At 70.5% G+C, this 17,748-nt stretch carries 16 protein-coding genes; 12 read left to right on the top strand and 4 right to left on the bottom strand.

Annotation, left to right across the window (positions count from 1 at the left end; genetic code table 11):
- The first annotated feature begins 64 nt into the window (after nucleotides 1-64).
- On the top strand, nucleotides 65-1,645 hold the full coding sequence (locus JK359_RS05055; RefSeq protein ID WP_201832029.1) for an acyl-CoA mutase large subunit family protein: 1,581 nt from the start codon (nucleotides 65-67) through the stop codon (nucleotides 1,643-1,645).
- 85 nt (nucleotides 1,646-1,730) lie between these two features.
- Nucleotides 1,731-2,381: a leucine efflux protein LeuE gene (gene leuE, locus JK359_RS05050; protein ID WP_201832028.1), complete on the top strand. Its 651-nt coding sequence runs from the start codon at nucleotides 1,731-1,733 to the stop codon at nucleotides 2,379-2,381.
- A gap of 7 nt (nucleotides 2,382-2,388) precedes the next feature.
- Here leuE and JK359_RS05045 read toward each other — a convergent pair whose 3' ends face one another.
- Nucleotides 2,389-3,756, bottom strand: a complete 1,368-nt coding sequence (locus JK359_RS05045) for an FAD-dependent monooxygenase (protein ID WP_201832027.1) — start codon at nucleotides 3,754-3,756, stop codon at nucleotides 2,389-2,391.
- A gap of 68 nt (nucleotides 3,757-3,824) precedes the next feature.
- Here JK359_RS05045 and JK359_RS05040 point away from each other — a divergent pair, with 68 nt between their 5' ends.
- Entirely contained in the window at nucleotides 3,825-4,475 is a 651-nt protein-coding gene (locus tag JK359_RS05040) for a TetR/AcrR family transcriptional regulator C-terminal domain-containing protein (RefSeq protein ID WP_201832026.1), read from the top strand.
- On the opposite strand, the gene JK359_RS05035 is transcribed toward JK359_RS05040, so the two are convergent.
- Nucleotides 4,468-5,652 (bottom strand): acyltransferase family protein, encoded by a 1,185-nt coding sequence (locus JK359_RS05035; protein WP_236677314.1) that lies wholly within the window; start codon nucleotides 5,650-5,652, stop codon nucleotides 4,468-4,470. The two genes, JK359_RS05040 and JK359_RS05035, sit on opposite strands and share 8 nt — an antisense overlap.
- A gap of 260 nt (nucleotides 5,653-5,912) precedes the next feature.
- On the opposite strand from JK359_RS05035, the gene JK359_RS38790 reads away from it, so the two are divergent.
- Nucleotides 5,913-6,185: a hypothetical protein gene (locus tag JK359_RS38790; protein ID WP_236677313.1), complete on the top strand. Its 273-nt coding sequence runs from the start codon at nucleotides 5,913-5,915 to the stop codon at nucleotides 6,183-6,185.
- A 157-nt stretch (nucleotides 6,186-6,342) separates the two neighbouring features.
- A complete protein-coding gene (locus tag JK359_RS38785) occupies nucleotides 6,343-6,960 on the top strand; it encodes a glycosyltransferase family 29 protein (RefSeq protein WP_236677312.1) in 618 nt (205 codons plus the stop codon).
- A gap of 141 nt (nucleotides 6,961-7,101) precedes the next feature.
- Here the strand turns inward: JK359_RS38785 and JK359_RS05025 are convergent, their stop codons facing one another.
- The gene (locus tag JK359_RS05025) at nucleotides 7,102-8,436 is read right to left on the bottom strand and encodes an alpha-2,8-polysialyltransferase family protein (protein ID WP_201832024.1); all 1,335 of its coding nucleotides are present in this window, start codon (nucleotides 8,434-8,436) and stop codon (nucleotides 7,102-7,104) included.
- On the bottom strand, nucleotides 8,433-9,410 hold the full coding sequence (locus JK359_RS05020) for a glycosyltransferase family 2 protein (protein ID WP_201832020.1): 978 nt from the start codon (nucleotides 9,408-9,410) through the stop codon (nucleotides 8,433-8,435). The genes JK359_RS05025 and JK359_RS05020 overlap by 4 nt, the downstream gene beginning before the upstream one ends.
- A 198-nt stretch (nucleotides 9,411-9,608) precedes the next feature.
- Here JK359_RS05020 and JK359_RS05015 point away from each other — a divergent pair, with 198 nt between their 5' ends.
- From JK359_RS05015 to JK359_RS04985, 7 genes are all read left to right on the top strand, one after another.
- Entirely contained in the window at nucleotides 9,609-10,928 is a 1,320-nt protein-coding gene (locus JK359_RS05015; protein ID WP_201832019.1) for a DUF6716 putative glycosyltransferase, read from the top strand.
- A 23-nt stretch (nucleotides 10,929-10,951) separates the two neighbouring features.
- Entirely contained in the window at nucleotides 10,952-12,181 is a 1,230-nt protein-coding gene (locus JK359_RS05010) for an N-acylneuraminate cytidylyltransferase (RefSeq protein WP_201832018.1), read from the top strand.
- A gap of 12 nt (nucleotides 12,182-12,193) precedes the next feature.
- On the top strand, nucleotides 12,194-13,132 hold the full coding sequence (locus tag JK359_RS05005; protein ID WP_201832016.1) for an N-acetylneuraminate synthase family protein: 939 nt from the start codon (nucleotides 12,194-12,196) through the stop codon (nucleotides 13,130-13,132).
- A gap of 49 nt (nucleotides 13,133-13,181) precedes the next feature.
- Nucleotides 13,182-14,327, top strand: coding sequence for a hypothetical protein (locus JK359_RS05000; RefSeq protein ID WP_201832014.1), 1,146 nt, complete (start codon nucleotides 13,182-13,184; stop codon nucleotides 14,325-14,327).
- A gap of 166 nt (nucleotides 14,328-14,493) precedes the next feature.
- Nucleotides 14,494-14,946, top strand: a complete 453-nt coding sequence (locus tag JK359_RS04995) for a hypothetical protein (protein ID WP_201832012.1) — start codon at nucleotides 14,494-14,496, stop codon at nucleotides 14,944-14,946.
- A gap of 10 nt (nucleotides 14,947-14,956) precedes the next feature.
- Entirely contained in the window at nucleotides 14,957-16,768 is a 1,812-nt protein-coding gene (locus JK359_RS04990; protein WP_201832011.1) for an alpha/beta hydrolase, read from the top strand.
- Nucleotides 16,769-16,783: 15 nt separating this feature from the next.
- On the top strand, nucleotides 16,784-17,350 hold the full coding sequence (locus tag JK359_RS04985) for a hypothetical protein (protein WP_307787969.1): 567 nt from the start codon (nucleotides 16,784-16,786) through the stop codon (nucleotides 17,348-17,350).
- The last annotated feature ends 398 nt before the right edge of the window (nucleotides 17,351-17,748 follow it).

The raw sequence follows: 17,748 nt of genomic DNA, 5'->3' as shown, positions 1-17,748 counted from the left end.
GTGAGGAGTACTGCTCGTACTGCGGAGGCATCCATGGCACGTGAGTCGGACTGCGGAGGCAGCCATGGCACGTGAGTCGGAGTCGGGGCTGCCGATCGAGCCGGTCTACGGGCCGGACGACCTGACCGGCTGGGACCCCGGCCGGAAACTGGGCGCGCCGGGCGCGTACCCGTACACCCGCGGGGTGTACCCGACCATGTACACGGGCCGCCCCTGGACCATGCGCCAGTACGCCGGCTTCGGCACGGCCGCCGAGTCCAACGCCCGCTACCGGCAGCTGATCGCCCACGGCACCACCGGCCTGTCCGTCGCCTTCGACCTGCCCACCCAGATGGGCCACGACTCCGACGCGCCCCTCGCGCACGGCGAGGTCGGCAAGGTGGGCGTGGCGATCGACTCCGTCGAGGACATGCGGGTGCTGTTCGACGGCATCCCGCTGGACCAGGTGTCGACCTCGATGACGATCAACGCGCCGGCCGCACTGCTCCTGCTGCTTTACCAGCTGGTCGCGGAGGAGCAGGGCGTGCCCGCGGACCGGCTGACGGGCACGATCCAGAACGACGTGCTGAAGGAGTACATCGCGCGGGGCACGTACATCTTCCCGCCGAAGCCGTCGCTGCGGCTGACCGCCGACATCTTCAAGTACTGCACCGCCGAGGTCCCGAGGTGGAACACGATCTCGATCTCCGGCTACCACATGGCGGAGGCGGGCGCGTCCCCGGCGCAGGAGATCGCGTTCACCCTCGCAGACGGCATCGAGTACGTCCGTACGGCGGTCGCGGCGGGCATGGACGTGGACGACTTCGCCCCGCGGCTGTCCTTCTTCTTCGTGGCGCGCACGACGCTGCTGGAGGAGGTCGCCAAGTTCCGCGCGGCGCGGAGGATCTGGGCGCGGGTGATGCGGGAGGACTTCGGCGCGCGGAACCCGAAGTCCCTGATGCTGCGCTTCCACACCCAGACGGCGGGGGTCCAGCTGACGGCCCAGCAGCCGGAGGTGAACCTGGTCCGGGTCGCGGTGCAGGCCCTCGGCGCCGTGCTCGGCGGCACCCAGTCCCTGCACACGAACTCCTTCGACGAGGCGATCGCGCTGCCGACCGACAGGAGCGCGCGGCTGGCGCTGCGCACGCAGCAGGTCCTGGCGTACGAGACCGACGTGACGGCGACCGTCGACCCCTTCGCCGGCTCCTACGCGGTGGAGAGGCTCACCGACGAGGTGGAGGAGGCGGCCGTCGGCCTGATGCGGCGGGTCGAGGACCTGGGCGGGGCGGTCGCGGCGATCGAGCGGGGCTTCCAGAAGGCCGAGATCGAGCGGAACGCGTACCGGATCGCGCAGGAGACGGACGCGGGGGAGCGGGTGGTCGTCGGGGTGAACCGCTTCCAGCTGGACGAGGAGGAGCCGTACGAACCCCTGCGCGTCGACCCGGCCATCGAGGCCCGGCAGGCGGAGCGCCTGGCCGCGTTGCGGGCCGGGCGCGATCAGGGGGCGGTGGCCGCGGCACTGGACGCGCTGCGGAAGGCGGCTGAGGGTACGGACAACGTCCTGTATCCGATGAAGGAGGCGCTGCGGGCGCGGGCGACGGTGGGCGAGGTGTGCAACGCGCTCCGGGAGGTCTGGGGCAGCCACGTACCGAGCGACGCCTTCTGAGTCCGTTCGCCGGTGGGTCCGGGCAGCGATCCGTTTCGTGGACGGGGTCGCCCGGCTGTCGTACCCCCGTGCGACACTCCTTCCCATGTTCGGCGTCATCGACCTTCCCACCTACCTGGCAGGCCTCGTTCTGATCGTGCTGCTGCCCGGTCCCAACTCCCTGTACGTGCTGTCCGTGGCCGCCCGGCGCGGTGTCCGGGCCGGGTACACCGCCGCGGCCGGCGTGTGGTGCGGGGACACGGTGCTCATGACGTTGTCCGCCGCCGGGGTCGCCTCGCTGCTGCAGGCCAACGCCGTGCTGTTCGGGATCGTGAAGTACGCCGGTGCCGGATATCTGACCTGGCTGGCGATCGGGATGCTGCGGGCGGCCCGGCAGATGTGGCTGACCCGGCAGGAGAAGGCCGCCGAGGACGCCGCGCCCGGCCGGGGCGCCGACGAGCGGCCCTTCCGCCGTGCCCTCGTCGTCAGCCTCTTCAACCCCAAGGCGATCCTGTTCTTCGTCGCCTTCTTCGTGCAGTTCGTGGACCCGGGCTACGCCCATCCGGCCGTGTCCTTCGTCGTCCTGGGCGCCTTCGCCCAGCTGGCCAGCTTCCTCTACCTCAGCGCGCTGATATTCGGCGGCACCCGCCTCGCCGCCGCCTTCCGCCGCAGCAAGCGGCTGTCGGCCACGGCCACCTCGGCCGCGGGTGCCCTGTTCCTCGGCTTCGCGGTGAAGCTGTCGCTGGCCGGCGCGTAGGGCACGCTCAGAGACCGACCACGGTCAGGTAGGCCTCGATGCCGTCCGCCGTGTCACCCGCCCAGCCGACGTAACCGTCCGGGCGGACCAGGAAGACACCGGGGCCGTAGGACTCCGGGGCCGCGGGCAGGGACCGGAGTCCGGGCACCGTCGCCCCGAGCAGCGTCCAGTGCGGTCCCCGGAAGGCGTCGAAGAGCCGTACGCCGTCCACGGTGCCGTCCGGTGCCCGGTCGCCCGCGCGCACCCGGTCGGCGACCGTGCGGGTCTCGACGCTCAGCGACGACTCCTCGTAGCCCAGGTCGAGCTGCACGGTCGCCCTGCCCCGCCGGACCTGGCCGCGGTGCACGCTCGTGGACAGCTCCAGCATGGCCACGGCGTTGGCCCGGCGTTCCTCCTCGTAGGTGTCCAGCAGCGCCTCCGGTGCTCCGTCGCGCAGCACCGCGCCGAGCTTCCAGCCCAGGTTGTAGGCGTCCTGGATGCTGGTGTTCAGGCCTTGCGCGCCGGCCGGCGAGTGGACGTGGGCCGCGTCGCCGGCGAGGAAGACCCGGCCGGCCCGGAAGCGGTCGGCGAGCGCCGCCCGCGGCCGGAAGTCGGACACCCAGCGCACCTCGGTCACGTCCGCGGCGTCCAGGTGCGTGTACTGCGCGACGAGCTTGCGGATGCCGTCGGCGGACAGGTCGGGCACCGCGTCCTCCGGCAGGCGCGCCTGCAGCTGGAAGTCCTCCGTGCCGGCCAGCGGGCACAGCCCGAGGGCGCTGCCGTCGTCCGCGGGGAACGCGTGCCAGTGATCGCGGTCGAGACCGTCGAGCCGGACGTCCGCGACGAGGAAGGGCGCCGGGTCGACGGTCTCCCCGGTCATGCCGACGCCCAGGGCGCGCCGGACCGCCGAGCGTCCTCCGTCGGCCGCGACCACGTACCGTGCACGCAGCGCCGTACCGTCGGCGAACGCCACGGTCACGCCGTCCGCGTCCTGGGTCAGACCCGTCACCTCGCGCTCGAAGGCGACCCGGCCGCCCAGTTCGAGCAGGCGCGCGTACAGCACCTCCTGGGTGCGCCACTGCGGGATCATCATCGGTTCGGTGTACGGCGTGCCCTCGTCCGCCTCCACCTCCTCGAACATCGTCTGCTCGCCGAGCCGTTCGCCGTTCTTCCAGATCATCCGGTTGCTGTAGGACCCGCTCGCGGCGCGGATCGTGTCCAGCACACCCAGGTCGTGGAAGACCTCCTGGGTGCGGGGCTGGAGCCCCTTGCCGCGGGAGCCGGGGAAGAGCGCGTCGGCCCGCTCCAGCACCAGCGCCTCCACACCGCGCCGGGCCAGGTCGATACCGAGGGTGAGACCGGTGGGACCGGCCCCCACGATCAGGACATCCATCATGTTTCTCCTTAACGTTGTTAAGTGGGGACGCCGAAGAGGGTGCCCTTAACGCTGTTAAGCTGTCAAGGGTGAGTACGGAACGACGCGCGCCCCTGGACCGCAGGCGGGTCACGGACACGGCCCTGCGGCTGCTGAACGAGGTCGGCCTGGACGGGCTGACCCTGCGGGCCATCGCCAAGGAACTGGACGTCAAGGCGCCCGCCCTCTACTGGCACTTCAAGGACAAGCAGGCGCTGCTGGACGAGATGGCGACCGAGATGTACCGGCGGATGGTCACCGGTACCGCGCTCGACCCGGCCGACACCTGGCGGGAACGGCTGCTGAAGATCAACCGGGGGCTGCGGGCCGCACTGCTGGACTACCGCGACGGGGCCAGGGTCTTCAGCGGCTCACGCTTCATGGGCACGGACCACGCCGCCGACCTGGAGGCGAACCTGCGCCTGCTGACGGAGGCCGGATTCACGCTCGCCCAGGCGGTCGACGCGGGCCGGACGGCGCACATGTACACCCTCGGGTTCGTCACCGAGGAACAAGGCGTGCAACCCCTCCCGGGCGAGCGCCGGGAGGGGTACGACGTCGAGGAGCGCGCCCGGCGCCTGGCCGAGTTCCCGCTCGCGGCGGCGGCCGGGAAGTTCCTCTTCGACGGCTGGGACCAGCAGTTCGAGGAGGGGCTCGCGCTGGTCGTCGCCGGGGTGGCCGCGCGGTACGGGATCAGCTGAGGGGCTTGCCGCCCGCGGGGGAGCCGAACTCGCGGGACAGCGCCGGAGTGCGCTTCAGGGCCCTCTTCAGCCGCGGGCCGAATGGTTTCTCCACGAACCGGTGGATCAGCCAGGCCAGCACCAGCATGCCCGCCACGGTCGCGCCGAGCGTCGGCCACGCCGGCAGGCCGAGCCCGCGGTGCAGCACCCGGATCGCGAACCAGCCCAGGTGCTCATGGACCAGGTAGAACGGGTACGTCAGTGCGCCGGCCGTCACCAGCCAGGGCCAGTTCGCCCGCCGGGTCCAGCCCAGCGCCACGGCCGCGACGGCGGCGAAGGCGAGGGTGACGATCGCCAGTATGACCCACGGGTCACGGTGGAAGTCGCCCTGCGCGCCGGGGTGCCACAGTCCGCGCGTGGCGTTGCTCTGCCCGAGCAGCCAGGACACGGCGACGATCCCCCACAGCAGCAGATCGCCGCCGAAGCGGTGGATGAGGTAGAGGGCCAGACCGCCGATGAAGAAGGGCGCGTAGTCGGGCATGACCAGCTGGTCCGTGAGTGCGTTCCCGGAGGTCCGGCACACCACCGCGGCCAGCGTCCAGATGCAGCAGAAGAGCACGACCCTGCGGTAGGTGACCCCGCGCACGACCACGAGCAGGGCGAACAGCGCGTAGAAGCGGACCTCGACCCAGAGCGTCCAGCACACCCCGAGCACCCGGCTGGCACCCATGGGCTGCTGGAACATCGTCAGGTTGACCAGGAACTCGTCCGGCCGGACCGGGTGGACGACGACGGGCAGCGCCACGGCCGCCGCGGTCACCAGCATGAGGGCCACCCAGTAGGCGGGGTAGAGGCGGGCGACCCGTGAGCGGAAGAAGTCACCGAGGGTACGGCCCCAGCTGCTCATGCAGATGACGAAACCGCTGATGACGAAGAAGAACTGCACGCCGAGGCAGCCGTAGGTGGCCGCTTGCGACAGGGTCGGGAAGACGTGGGCCGGGGTCTGGTGCCAGGACGCGGAGACCGGGCCGCCACGTCCCGCGTAGTGGTACAGGCAGACCATGAGGGCGGCCACGAGCCGCAGACCGTCCAGGGCTTGCAGACGGCTCTGGCGCCCGGCGCGGGCGGGGGTGGCAGGGGTCGTCCCCGGGGCGGGCGGAGCGGGGACGGCGGCGAGGGTGGAGGGCGAAGAGGACATGGTGCTCGACATCTTCCCGAACAAACGTTACTCATCTCGGATTTTTTTGTGAACGTCACCAAGATGCCAAGCGGACTTCGCCGCCACCTGGGCACATCACAGAAATGACTTGGTTGACAGGCCAACCATTCGCCTACGTGCCCCGATTTGTTAACCCACAGGTCGCTTTTCCTTCCTGGTTTCTCCATCCACCCCCACGCTTCGGTAAACGCATGGCACCCGGCCGTAAAGCTCCGGGTGCTTGGCATATCAGGAGAGATATGACATGGGTCCAGAACCGGCGGACACCTGGGCGTGAGGGGCAGCTGGACGACTGCCTGCACGCCTGCGCCGTGCACAGCGGCAAGCTCGTCGGCAGTCTCGACCGTCGCCGTACGGAACTGGCCGAGCAGCTGCGCAAGTTGCTGGTGGTGTTCAGCACCACCGGTGCGACCGTCCCCGCGCCCGCCCCGGCCGGCTGCGCGCCCGTGTGCTGGAGGCGCTCGGCGAGGAACGCGAGGCCGTCGAGGCCTACCAGCGCTACCTGGAGCTGACCGCCGAGGACGGCTTCGGCGTCACCGCCCGGGTCGCGGGCCTGCGCCTGGCTGGCGACCGGGAGCGCGAGCTGCTGGACCTGCTGCGCCGCGGCTGCCCGCGCGCCGTCGAGTTCGCCGAAGACCGTCGCCCTCTACGCCGAGCACCCGCGTCCGCATGCGCGGCCCGGTCGCCGATCCCACCGTCGGCGGGGTCCGCTGGATCGGCCTGGGCGAGTTCCGCAACCAGATCGCCGGCAAGTCGATCTGCCTGGTCGCCAACTCCGGCCGGGTGGGCGCGAGTGCCCTGGGCGCCGAGATCGACGGCTACGACCTCGTCGTGCGCTTCAACTCGTACCGGATCGGCCCTGAGCACACCGGCAGCCGCACCGACATCCACGCCACCATCCACAAGCACGGCTTCAACTGGGTCAAGCCGGTGACCACCCGGCTCGTCTTCGGCGGCGTCGCCGGCGACTGGAAGCACAGCCTGCGCAACCGCCTCGTGCCCGGCGCCCAGCAGCACCTCGGCGACGAATCGCTGCGCTGGCCCGTGCGCTACATCGGCCGGCTCGGCACCGACGCGTGGTCCGGCATCCCGACCACCGGCTTCAACATGCTGTGGCTGCTCGACCCCGTCCATGAGAAGAACCTCGGCGCGGTCCTCACCGAGCGGGCCCTGCGCATCCTCGACCACCACGGCAGGACCGTCGCCGACGTGCACGACCGGCAGGAACTGCTGTGGAAGACCACGCAGGAGAACGCGGCCCGGATCCGGACGATCCTGGGCCGCTGATACGGAAAGGGCGGGCCCGGCAACGGACCCGCCCCGTCCGCGGCGCGGTCGGCTTACGGCTGTGCGCACGCGCGACGTCAGCGGCGTACGGCTCTGCTCACGCGCGACGTCAGCGGCGTATGGCCGTGCTCACGCGCGACGTCAGCGGCGTACGGCTCTGCGCAGGCTGCGCGCCTTGCGTGCCACCCGGCGCACCGTGGCGTTGCGCGGGATGAACGACAGCTGGGCGGGCACCCCGCCGGGCAGCGCCAGCGAGGTCAGCCGCTTGCGCTTGAAGTAGCGCAGGGTCCGCTCGTCCAGGTTCTTCGCGAGCCAGCCCTCGGTCTCGACACGCAGCCTCGGCAGGATCTTGGGCTGCATCGCGAAGCCCACCGCACGCACCAGCGAGCCCAGGGACTCCACGTCCATGCCCTGGCGCTGCTCGGCGACGGCCGTCTTGTCGGAGAGGTCCGGCAGCAGCGCGTCCACGAGCGTGACCGGGATGCGGTTGCTGTTCTCGTACGGCGTCAGCCGCTCCAGCAGCAGCTCGGTGCCCACCCGGGCGACCGGCAGGCCGTACAGCGCGGACGCGGTCAGCAGGGCGGTGGAGAAACAGCCGACGACCAGCGCCGGACGCATCCGCTGGTACAGCACCTCGGCGAGCACCGGCGTGTCGAGCACGGTCAGCTCGACCTTCAGCTTCTCCGCCTCCTCCTCCAGGGAGCGGGTGAAGCGGGCCGGGGCGGACGGGTGCGGCTTGAACACCACCTTGGTGTGGCCGAGGCCGACCGCGCCCTTCAGCATCCGCACATGCAGGTTCTCCTCCTGCTCGGCGGTGAGGATGTCCAGCGCGGACAGGTACTGGCCGAGCAGCAGCGCGGGCTCCTCGATGCCGGGCAGCTCGTCCCCGAGGGGAGCGAGTTCGGCCAGCACCTTGGTGAACGCGGCGGTCGGCACGATCTCGCCGGACACGCCGAACTCGGTGAGCAGCAGCGGCTGCAGACCCGGCACCAGGTCCAGGTGGAGGACGCGGTCCACACGGGTGCCGACCAGCGGGTCGATCTTGTTGCGGGTGGGGCCGTAGCTCATCAGACCGTCGGCGTAGACGGTGACCGGCGCACCGGTGAAGATCTGCGCCAGCGCGAGCGACGGGTTGACCTGGATCGACTCGACGGCCAGCTCGACGTCGTCGGTGCCGAGCCGCCACTCGTGACGCAGATACCGCTCCCAGAGCGGCAGGTCGTCCCCCCGGGGCGCCCAGCCGCCCGGGTGGAACGGGAAGATCGCCTCGTTGTACGAGACCACGTCGTCGAACCGGTCGCGCAGCCGCTCGAAGCCCGGCATCTCGTCCAGTGCCGGAGTCGTCTCGGGCGTGGCCGCGTTGTTGCAGACCAGCAGGATCCGCCGGTCGGCCGGGCGGAAACAGCCGGAGTCCAGGGCGGCGGCGAGCGTGGCCGTGCCGTACAGCGTCGACGCCTGGAAGATCTGGGTGGTCACGCGGCGACCCCCGCGGGGGCGGGACGGCGGCGCAGCCGGCGCAGCTTGGTGGCGCGCTGGAGGTCCATGGAGTCCAGCGCCTCGTCCAGCACGTCCTGCGGCATGCGCCGCAGGGCGGCGGCACTCATGGATTTCAGTTTTTTCGCCACCGCTGGCTCGAACCTTTCGATGGATCCCAGGTGATGGGAAATGATCGCGCAATAGGTGCGGACGGCCTTCGGGAGCAGCGCGCCCGCCTCCGGATCCGCCGCGGTCTCCGCGATGACCTGATCGAACGCTCGAATGAAGTCGAGCTGCCGTACGTCACCGATCTGGGTGAGCGACGAGGCGACCCCGCGCCGGTAGAACACGCCGAGCAGACTCACCGCGGCGAAGGATTCCGCCTCCCGGTGCAGCTTCCAGATCCACGGCCGGTCCTCGGCCGTGCGCAGCCCGTCGGTGAAGTGCAGCAGACCCTTGTCCACCAGCCGGCGGTGGTAGATGCCCGCCCAGGCGTAGGCGTAGTCCACGGAGGTGGACCGGTCGGCGGGCAGGATCGCCTCCCGCGGGTTCAGCACCGTGTCCCGCCGGCCCACCGGCACCCGGTGCACGCTGCGCGCCCGGGCCGTGCACTGCACGTGATCGGTGCGGAGGAAGTCGCAGCCCAGCTCCTCGGCGGCGGCGAGCAGCTTCGGGAAGTAGCCGGGGGCGAGCCAGTCGTCGCCGTCCAGGAAGGTCAGGTATTCGCCGCGCGCCCGGTCGATGCCGGTGTTGCGCGCGGTCGCCAGCCCCCCGTTCTGCTCGTGCCGGACGAACACCGCGCCCGGCAGCTCGCGCTCCGCGCGCGCGAGAATCTCTGGTGTCCCGTCGCGGGAACAATCGTCGACGAGAATGAATTCGAAGTCCTCACGCGCGTTCGACTTCAGGCTCCTGAGCGTGTCGGGCGCGTATTGCTGCACGTTGTAGAACGGCACGATGACGGAGAGCTTGACCACGTCATGGACGTTAGGGGGCAGCCCGTCATTCGTCTTGACCGCCTGCTTGATACTGAGTGAACGACGCGTGGCGAAGCCGTGAACCAGGCTGTTTTCCGGCGCCATCCCGGGCCGATTCGCCATTCGGCGATGTGCTGTTAACCGTTTGTTGCATTCTGGTTGGGCGGATCCTCGGAATCGCTTCCTAGCGTCTTCGACGTGCCAGCAAGTGCAACGAAGTCCCTGCGGGTCGCCGTCCTCGCGGACTCCGACACCCGATGGAAGTGGGGCGCGCTCACCGCGCAGCGTCTCACTCCCACGGCTGCCGAGGTCCGGCTCGACGGCTACCTCCTGCGGGGGCGCGCCACCCCCACCGCCCGCCAGCTCCAGGAAGTCGGCGTCCAGGCGGACTCCCTGCGCGAGGTCACCTCCGTCGAGTTCCTGCGTGCGATGAGCGAAGACTCCGAGGACCGGTACGACATCCTCGTCCTCGCCCTGGTCGGCGGCGGCGTCCAGGCGATGCTGCACGGGCTGCGCGCCGCCTGGGGCTCCGGGAAGCGTCCCGTCGTCGTCACCGGCTACGTCGGCGTCGTCTACGAGAAGCTCGCCGACGGGCTGCTGCTGCGGCACGGCGCGGACCTCGTCCTCGCCAACTCCCGCCACGACGCGGACCGGTTCCGGGCCGTGTACGAGGGTGTGGGCGCCGACGCCTCCTCGGTCACCGAGGTCGCGCTGCCCTTCCTCGGCGGGGAGCCGTACACCGGTGAACACGACCCCTACACCGTGGTGTTCGCGGTCCAGCCGTCCGTGCCGGACAACCGCCGGGACCGCGGCTACCTGCTCGACCGCCTCATCGAACACGCCCGGAAGCACCCCGAGCGCGAGGTGTTGCTGAAGCTGCGCTCCAAGCCCGGCGAGCACACCACCCACATCGAGGAACTGCCGTACCAGAAGCTGGCCCAGGGCAAGGACCTGCCGGCCAACTTCAAGCTGGTGTACGGGCACATGGGCGAGGTGCTGGACCGCACCGACCTGCTGGTCACGGTCAGTTCCACGGCCGCCCTGGAGGCCCTGCACCGCCGCATCCCCACGGCCGTCCTCACCGACCTCGGGGTGCGCGAGGTGCTCGGCAACCACCACTTCACCGGCTCCGGCTGCTTCGCTTCCTGGGACCAGCTCGACGCCGGTCACCGGCCGGTGCCGGACGAGGAGTGGGTGGCCCGCCAGGGCGTCGTCGCCGACGGGTCGTACGCGAACGCCTTCGACACCGCCCGCGAGCGCATCGCCAAGCTGCTGGACCGGCCGGGCGGCCTGCCGCCGCTCACGCCCTACTACACCCCCGAGACCGCGCCCGGCTACCTGCCCGGCATCCTCGCCCGCCACCACCTCGGCCCCGACGGCGCCCCGCTGCCCGGTGCGCCCGCCGCCGACAAGGCACCCGGCCCCGTCCGGCAGATCGTGCGCCGGGCCGCGCGCGGCGCCTACCGCCACGGCGTCCAGCGGGTCGCCCCCGTGATCCGGCGGATGGGCGAGCTGTGACCTCATTCCAAGGAGTAGACCCCATGTCCGACTCGGCAGCAGGCCAAGGCGCTTCGGTCCGCCGGGTGCTCGCGGTGATCCCCGCACGCGGCGGCTCCAAGGGCGTACCCGCGAAGAACCTCGCCCCCGTGGGCGGCGTCCCGCTGGTGGCGCGCGCGGTGCGCGAGTGCCGCGCGACCCGGCTGGTGACCGACGTCGTCGTCTCCACCGACGACCAGGCCATCGCCGCCGCCGCCCGGGAGGCCGGCGCCGAGGTCGTGCTGCGGCCCGCCGCCATCGCCGGCGACACGGCCACCTCGGAGGCCGCCGTCCTGCACGCCATGGACGCCCACGAGACGCTGCACGGCGCCCGGGTCGACGTGGTCCTGCTCGTGCAGTGCACCAGCCCGTTCCTGATCCGCGAGGACATCGACGGGGTCGCCGCCGCGGTCGCCGAGAACGGCGCCGACACCGCCGTCACCGTGGCCCCCTTCCACGGCTTCATCTGGCGCGAGGCCGACACCGGGGCCGAGGGCGGGGTGGGCGTCAACCACGACAAGTCCTACCGCCCGCGCCGCCAGGACCGCCCCCAGGACTTCCTGGAGACCGGCGCCGCCTACGCGATGGACGCGACCGGCTTCCGCGAGCACAACCACCGCTTCTTCGGCCACACCGAGCTGGTCCGCACCGACCCGGCCCGGGTGCTGGAGATCGACGACCCGCACGACCTGGCCCGCGCCCGCGCCCTGGCGCCGCTCTTCGACGCGGACCGCCCCGGCGCGCTGCCGACCGCCGACGACGTGGACGCGGTCGTACTGGACTTCGACGGCACCCAGACCGACGACCGGGTGCTGATCGACTCCGACGGACGGGAGTTCGTCGCCGTGCACCGCGGCGACGGTCTCGGCATCGCGGCCCTCCGCAGGAGCGGCCTGAAGATGCTGATCCTGTCCACGGAACAGAATCCGGTCGTCGCCGCCCGCGCACGGAAGCTGCAGATCCCCGTGCTGCACGGCATCGACCGGAAAGACCTCGCACTGAAGCAGTGGTGCGAGGAGCAGGGCATCGCGCCGGAGCGCGTGCTCTACGTCGGCAACGACGTCAACGACCTTCCGTGCTTCGCCCTCGTGGGCTGGCCCGTGGCGGTCGCGAGCGCCCACGACGTCGTACGCGGCGCCGCACGCGCGGTCACCACCGTCCCCGGCGGTGACGGCGCCATCCGAGAGATCGCCAGCTGGATCCTCGGCCCCTCTCTCGATTCCCTCCCCAAGTAAGGACACCCCCTGATGAGCACCAACTCCCGTCTGCGTACGTTCGGTTCGCGCGAGGTCGGCCCCGGTCGTCCCGTCTACATCTGCGGCGAGATCGGCATCAACCACAACGGTGAGCTGGAGAACGCCTTCAAGCTGATCGACGTCGCCGCCGAGGCGGGCTGCGACGCCGTCAAGTTCCAGAAGCGCACCCCCGAGATCTGCACCCCGCGCGACCAGTGGGACATCGAGCGCGACACCCCCTGGGGCCGGATGACCTACATCGACTACCGCCACCGCGTGGAGTTCGGTGAGGACGAGTACCGCCAGATCGACGAGTACTGCAAGGAGAAGGGGATCGACTGGTTCGCCTCCCCGTGGGACACCGAGGCCGTCGCCTTCCTGGAGAAGTTCGACGTCCCCGCCCACAAGGTCGCGTCCGCGTCCCTCACGGACGACGAGCTGCTGAAGGCCCTGCGCGCCACCGGCCGCTCGGTCATCCTCTCCACCGGCATGTCCACCCCGAAGCAGATCCGCCACGCGGTCGAGGTCCTCGGCTCGGACAACATCCTCATGTGCCACGCCACCTCCACCTACCCGGCGAAGGCCGAGGAGCTGAACCTCCGCGTGATCAACACGCTGGAGAAGGAGTTCCCGAACGTCCCGATCGGCTACTCCGGCCACGAGACCGGCCTGCAGACCACCCTCGCCGCGGTCGCGCTCGGGGCGACCTTCGTCGAGCGTCACATCACCCTCGACCGCGCCATGTGGGGCTCCGACCAGGCCGCCTCGGTGGAGCCGCAGGGCCTCACCCGCCTGGTCCGCGACATCCGCACGATCGAGGCCTCCCTCGGTGACGGCGTCAAGAAGGTCTACGACTCCGAGATGGGCCCGATGAAGAAGCTGCGCCGCGTCGCCGGCGTCGTCGCCGAGGCGGAGATCGCCGCGGCCGCGGGCGAGCCCGTCTCGGTCTGAGCGCACTGATTCCTCACGGATTGCCCTACGACGGGACGGTCGTACGCGAATGAGCCCCCGCGCCGGTCACGCCGGCCACCCTGCCCACACGCTCGCCTTCGTGGAGAGCCCGGTACAGCTGCTGAACGTACTGGAGTGGGCGCACGTCCACGGCCTGCACCGCGGTGCCGAGCCGGCCAGGCCGGCCGTGCCCGCGCAGGCCCGGCGGCAGCCGGCCTGGGCGCCGCCCGCCGGCGCGGAGCTCACCGTCGTCGTCCTGTCCCCCACCGACCCCATGACCCGGGGCCAGCTGCGCCGCATGGCCGACCTGGCCCGGGACGAGGGGTACCGGCTGCGCTGGGAGGACGCGCGGGGCGGCACGACCGCGCCCTTCCACACGATCGGCGGCCTGGCGGGTTCCCTCCGCCGGGCCGACCGCATCGTCATGGGGGACCCGTTCTCCCGCTACGTACAGCTGCTCCTCACGATCACCCGGGCGAAGGACCTCGTCGTGGTCGACGACGGCACGGCGACGATGGAGTTCGTCGCCCAGCTGGCGCGCGGCGAACGCCTGGTCCGCTGGCACCGCAAGGGTGGCCGCCCCGGCGCCCGTGATCTGCTGTTCGCCCCCGTCTCCTCCTCGGCCCGGCGCCGCCTCACCCCGAGTGCCGGCCGCCGCGTCGAGGTCTTCTCCTCCATGCCGGTGACCGAGGTCCCCGACGGCGTCACCGTCACCGCCAACGACTTCTCCTGGACCCGCGCGCGCTTCGGCCCGCCGCGCATCACCAGGACCGCGGACATGGTCGGCACCTCCCTGGTGGAGACCGGCGTCGTGGACGGCGACCGCTACCTGGAGGCCGTCCGGGGCCTGGCCAAGGCGCACGGAGCCACCCGCTACTTCGCCCACCGCCGCGAGAGCGCCGAGAAGCTGCACCGCCTGGCCGCCGAGACGGGCCTGGAGATAGTCCGCCCGGACCTCCCCCTGGAACTGATCGCCCGTCGCGGACCCATCGGCCGTACGATCCTCAGCTTCCCCTCCACGGTCGTCCACACCCTTCCGCTGGCCCTGGCCGGCACCGGCGTCCGCGTCGCGGTCTGCGACATCGACCCGGCCTGGCTCACGGACACCGCATCCCCGCGGGCCCAGGGCTTCCTGTCCGGCGTCACCGGCACCGCCCGCGACGTCCACCGGCTGGCGGCGGTGAGCCTGGCGTAGCGCCGGGCAGCCCTTCGGCACCGCCCGGCCGTCCGAACCCGTCGTTTTCCGACCTGAGTTCGGGAATCGGTTGCGGGTTTGATTTGATTTCCGACGGCCGCCATGGTGAGCATGGCGTGCGTCGGCGGGGGATGCCGGCCAGCGGTCAACGGGGAGGTCCACGCGCATGGCCTGGGACGAGTGGGAGCAACTGAAGGCGGACGCGGCGGCCCGCGGCGGCTCCACGCGGATGCAGCTGAACCACATACCGATGGATCCGGGCGGCAGCGGTGCCGCGGGCAAGCTCAAGGCGGACAAGAAGACCTGGACGCAGGCCGGCGAGGACACCAAGGGCCTGCAGGACGGCGTCGGCAAGGCGCTGGGCAAGCTGGACGACGGCCAGTCGGGGCTCGGTGAGACGTCGGGCTGTGAGTCGGCGGCGGCACAGAAGGAGTTGTACGACTCCTGGAAGAAGTACGTCGGTGACGTGAAGGGCCGTTGCGTCGATCTCGGCGGGGTCATGGAGAGCGCCGGGCACGATCTGTCGAAGACCGACGGGGATGTGCAGGCGGCGCTGGACAAGCTGAAGACGAAGTACGCGGACACCGAGGCCGTCGGCGGCCAGACGAAGGGCCGGTGACGGGGCGGTCATGGACATAGCGACGCTGAAGGCGCTGAAGCCCTCGCAGTTCGAGGAGGCCGCCGACGGGTACCGGGCCACGAGCGACATGGCGAGCACGGCCAAGGACACGATCGAGAACACGATCGCTCCGGGTCTGCGCAACCAGCTCGAGGGCAAGGCACTGGAGGCGGCCCTGCGGGAGCTGAAGGACCTGGGCCAGAACTTCCACTACGTCCAGACCGAGTGCGCGCTGGCCAGTACCGCACTGAACGCTTTCGCCTACGAGATGGCGGCGGCCAAGAAGAAGCTCGAAGCGGCCCTGGAGGACGCCAAGGCGGCCGGCTGCACGGTCGGTGCGGACGGCTCGGTGTCCTTCCCGCCGGGCGGCAAGGAGGTCGACGGCAAGGTGCCCGCGGGCGACACCGTGTCGCCGAGCACCAGCATGACGGACCCGACGTCGGCGGCGATCGAGCAGCAGGCCATCCACCAGCACCCCAACCCGAACTTCGGCAAGGCGGTCGGGTTCGCGAACCGCATCGGTGACGCCCTCAAGGAGGCCACGGACGCGGACGCCAAGTGGGCGCCGAAGCTGCGGGCGTTGAAGGCCGACGACGACCTGAAGGTCTCGGACCGGGACTGGGCGGACGTGAAGTCGGACCAGGACGGTGTGAGCGAGGCCGGCAAGAAGTACCTCGACTCCCTCCCGCACCCGCCCAAGGACGGCAGCCCGAAGGACAACGCCGCCTGGTGGAAAGGGCTCAGCGACGAGGAGAAGGCGGCCTATGTCTCCATGCGCCCCGACAGCGTGGGCAAGCTCGACGGCCTGCCCTCCACGGTGCGCGACGAGGCCAACCGCATCGTCCTGGACGAGGCCCACGGCAAGGCCCAGGTGTCCTATGACGCATGGCTGAAGAAGCATCCCGAGCCAAAGCAGTACGAGCCCTACATCAGCCCGATCACCGGGCGCGAGGTGAAGGGCGCGATGGTCGTGAGCCAGGAGTGGAAGGACTGGGACAAGGCCCGCAAGGAAGCCCGTGGCGGACTCGACGGCATGGAGGCGATCCAGAAGCGCTTCGACCAGACGGGTTCGAACGGACTGCCCGAGGCCTATCTGCTCGGGTTCGACGCCGACGGAGACGGCCGCGCGATCATCGCCAACGGCAATCCTGACACGGCGGATCACCAAGCGGTCTATGTACCGGGCACGACATCGGACCTGAACAGCATCGGCGGCAACATCGACCGTATGGTCAACGTGTGGCACGCGGCCCACGACGAGGCCGACGGAAAGTCCGTCTCCACGATCACTTGGCTCGGCTACGACGCACCGGACGACGTCTACAAGGACGCACCGTTCGAGCACTACGCGTACGACGGTGCCCCGGCGTTCAACAAGTTCCTGGACGGCCTTGACGCGTCGCATACCGGTGAGGCCGGAACGCACCGCACGGTGATCGGTCACTCGTACGGCACCACCTTGGTCGGTGCCGCCGCCCAGACGGGTGATCTCAACGCCGACGACGTAGTCTTCGCCGGTAGCCCCGGGGTGAAGGTGTCCCATGCGGACGAGATGGACGTCCCCAAGGGACACGTCTGGAACGAGGAGGCCGACGGAGACGTCGTTCCGGACCTCGGCCGCTGGGGGCACGGCGGGGATCGCTTCGTCATCCCGAGCGACCAGGAATTCGGTGCCAACCAGATGACCACGGACACGGAAGGGCACAGCGGGTACTGGAACGTGAACTCCGACAGCCTGAAGAACCAGGCCCTGGTCGTCGTCGGGCACGGAGACGACGCGCAGCTGAAGCCGCCGCCCGACTTCTGGGCGCATGTGAAGTAAGAGAGACCTCGCGACGTGAAGATCAGCCTGAGCGCACTCGTGCTCGCCGTACCCCTCGTACTCACCACCCTCACCGGATGCAGCATGACTCACGACAACTCTGTCAACGGCGCCGACAGCACCTCCGACAGCGGCTCGGGCGGTGTCCGGTCCTCCGGCACGAGCACCTCGCGGGACGCCTCGGACGCTATGGAAAGGGTCTCCAGCGGGATCTACGACCTGATCGGCGTCAAGGGCAAGGCGTCCGACAGCCGCCCGGGTGTCCAGGAGTGCCCGGGCAAGGACCGCGACACCCATTTCCAGATCTTCCACCAGTGGAGCTTCTACCCGACGTCGGCGACGGATCTGGGTACCGCGATGCAGCACCTCAAGGAGGACCTGCCGAAGCACGGCTGGAAGATCGTCCGGTACGGCCAGGACACCAGTAAGAACAAGAACACCGTCTTGATCGCCGACAACGACGCGAAGAAGGCCGGCGTGCACATCACCCAGATGGAGAAGAGGAACCCCCCCAAACTGAGCCTGATGGTCGTCTCGGGCTGCTACCAGGTCCCCGACGGCCAGGAGGTCGAGCACTTCTAGCCGCTGCGCTGCTCCGGCCCGCCGGGGAAGTGGGCGGAGCAGGCCCCGGCGATCGCGTCGTAGGAGGCGCGGACCGTCCGCAGGGAGTCCGCGGTCGAGCCGCTCACGCCCGTGGACGCTGTCGCTCACGCGCATGGACGCTGTCGCTCACGCGCATGGACGCTGTCGCTCACGCCCGTGGACGCTACCGCGGGCCGGGTCCCCGGGGGTCCGGTTCGTGGACATGACGCGCGTGATACCCGCGATGCGTGGTATGCGTGGAAGGAGGAAAGAGAGGTTTTACCCACCCAAGTCCGCCGCCATGCGTCCGCCGGTCAGATTTTCTTCCCCTAACGGGCTGAAGTTTTGTTGATCGAGGGGTAGTTGACCACCCGGGCGTCCTACCCTTCAGAGGGTGA

It is taken from the genome of Streptomyces actinomycinicus, from assembly GCF_016741775.1.
Lineage (GTDB): Bacteria > Actinomycetota > Actinomycetes > Streptomycetales > Streptomycetaceae > Streptomyces > Streptomyces actinomycinicus.
Note: the sequence above shows the minus strand (reverse complement) of the source record. Positions and strands in the feature narration are given on the sequence as shown.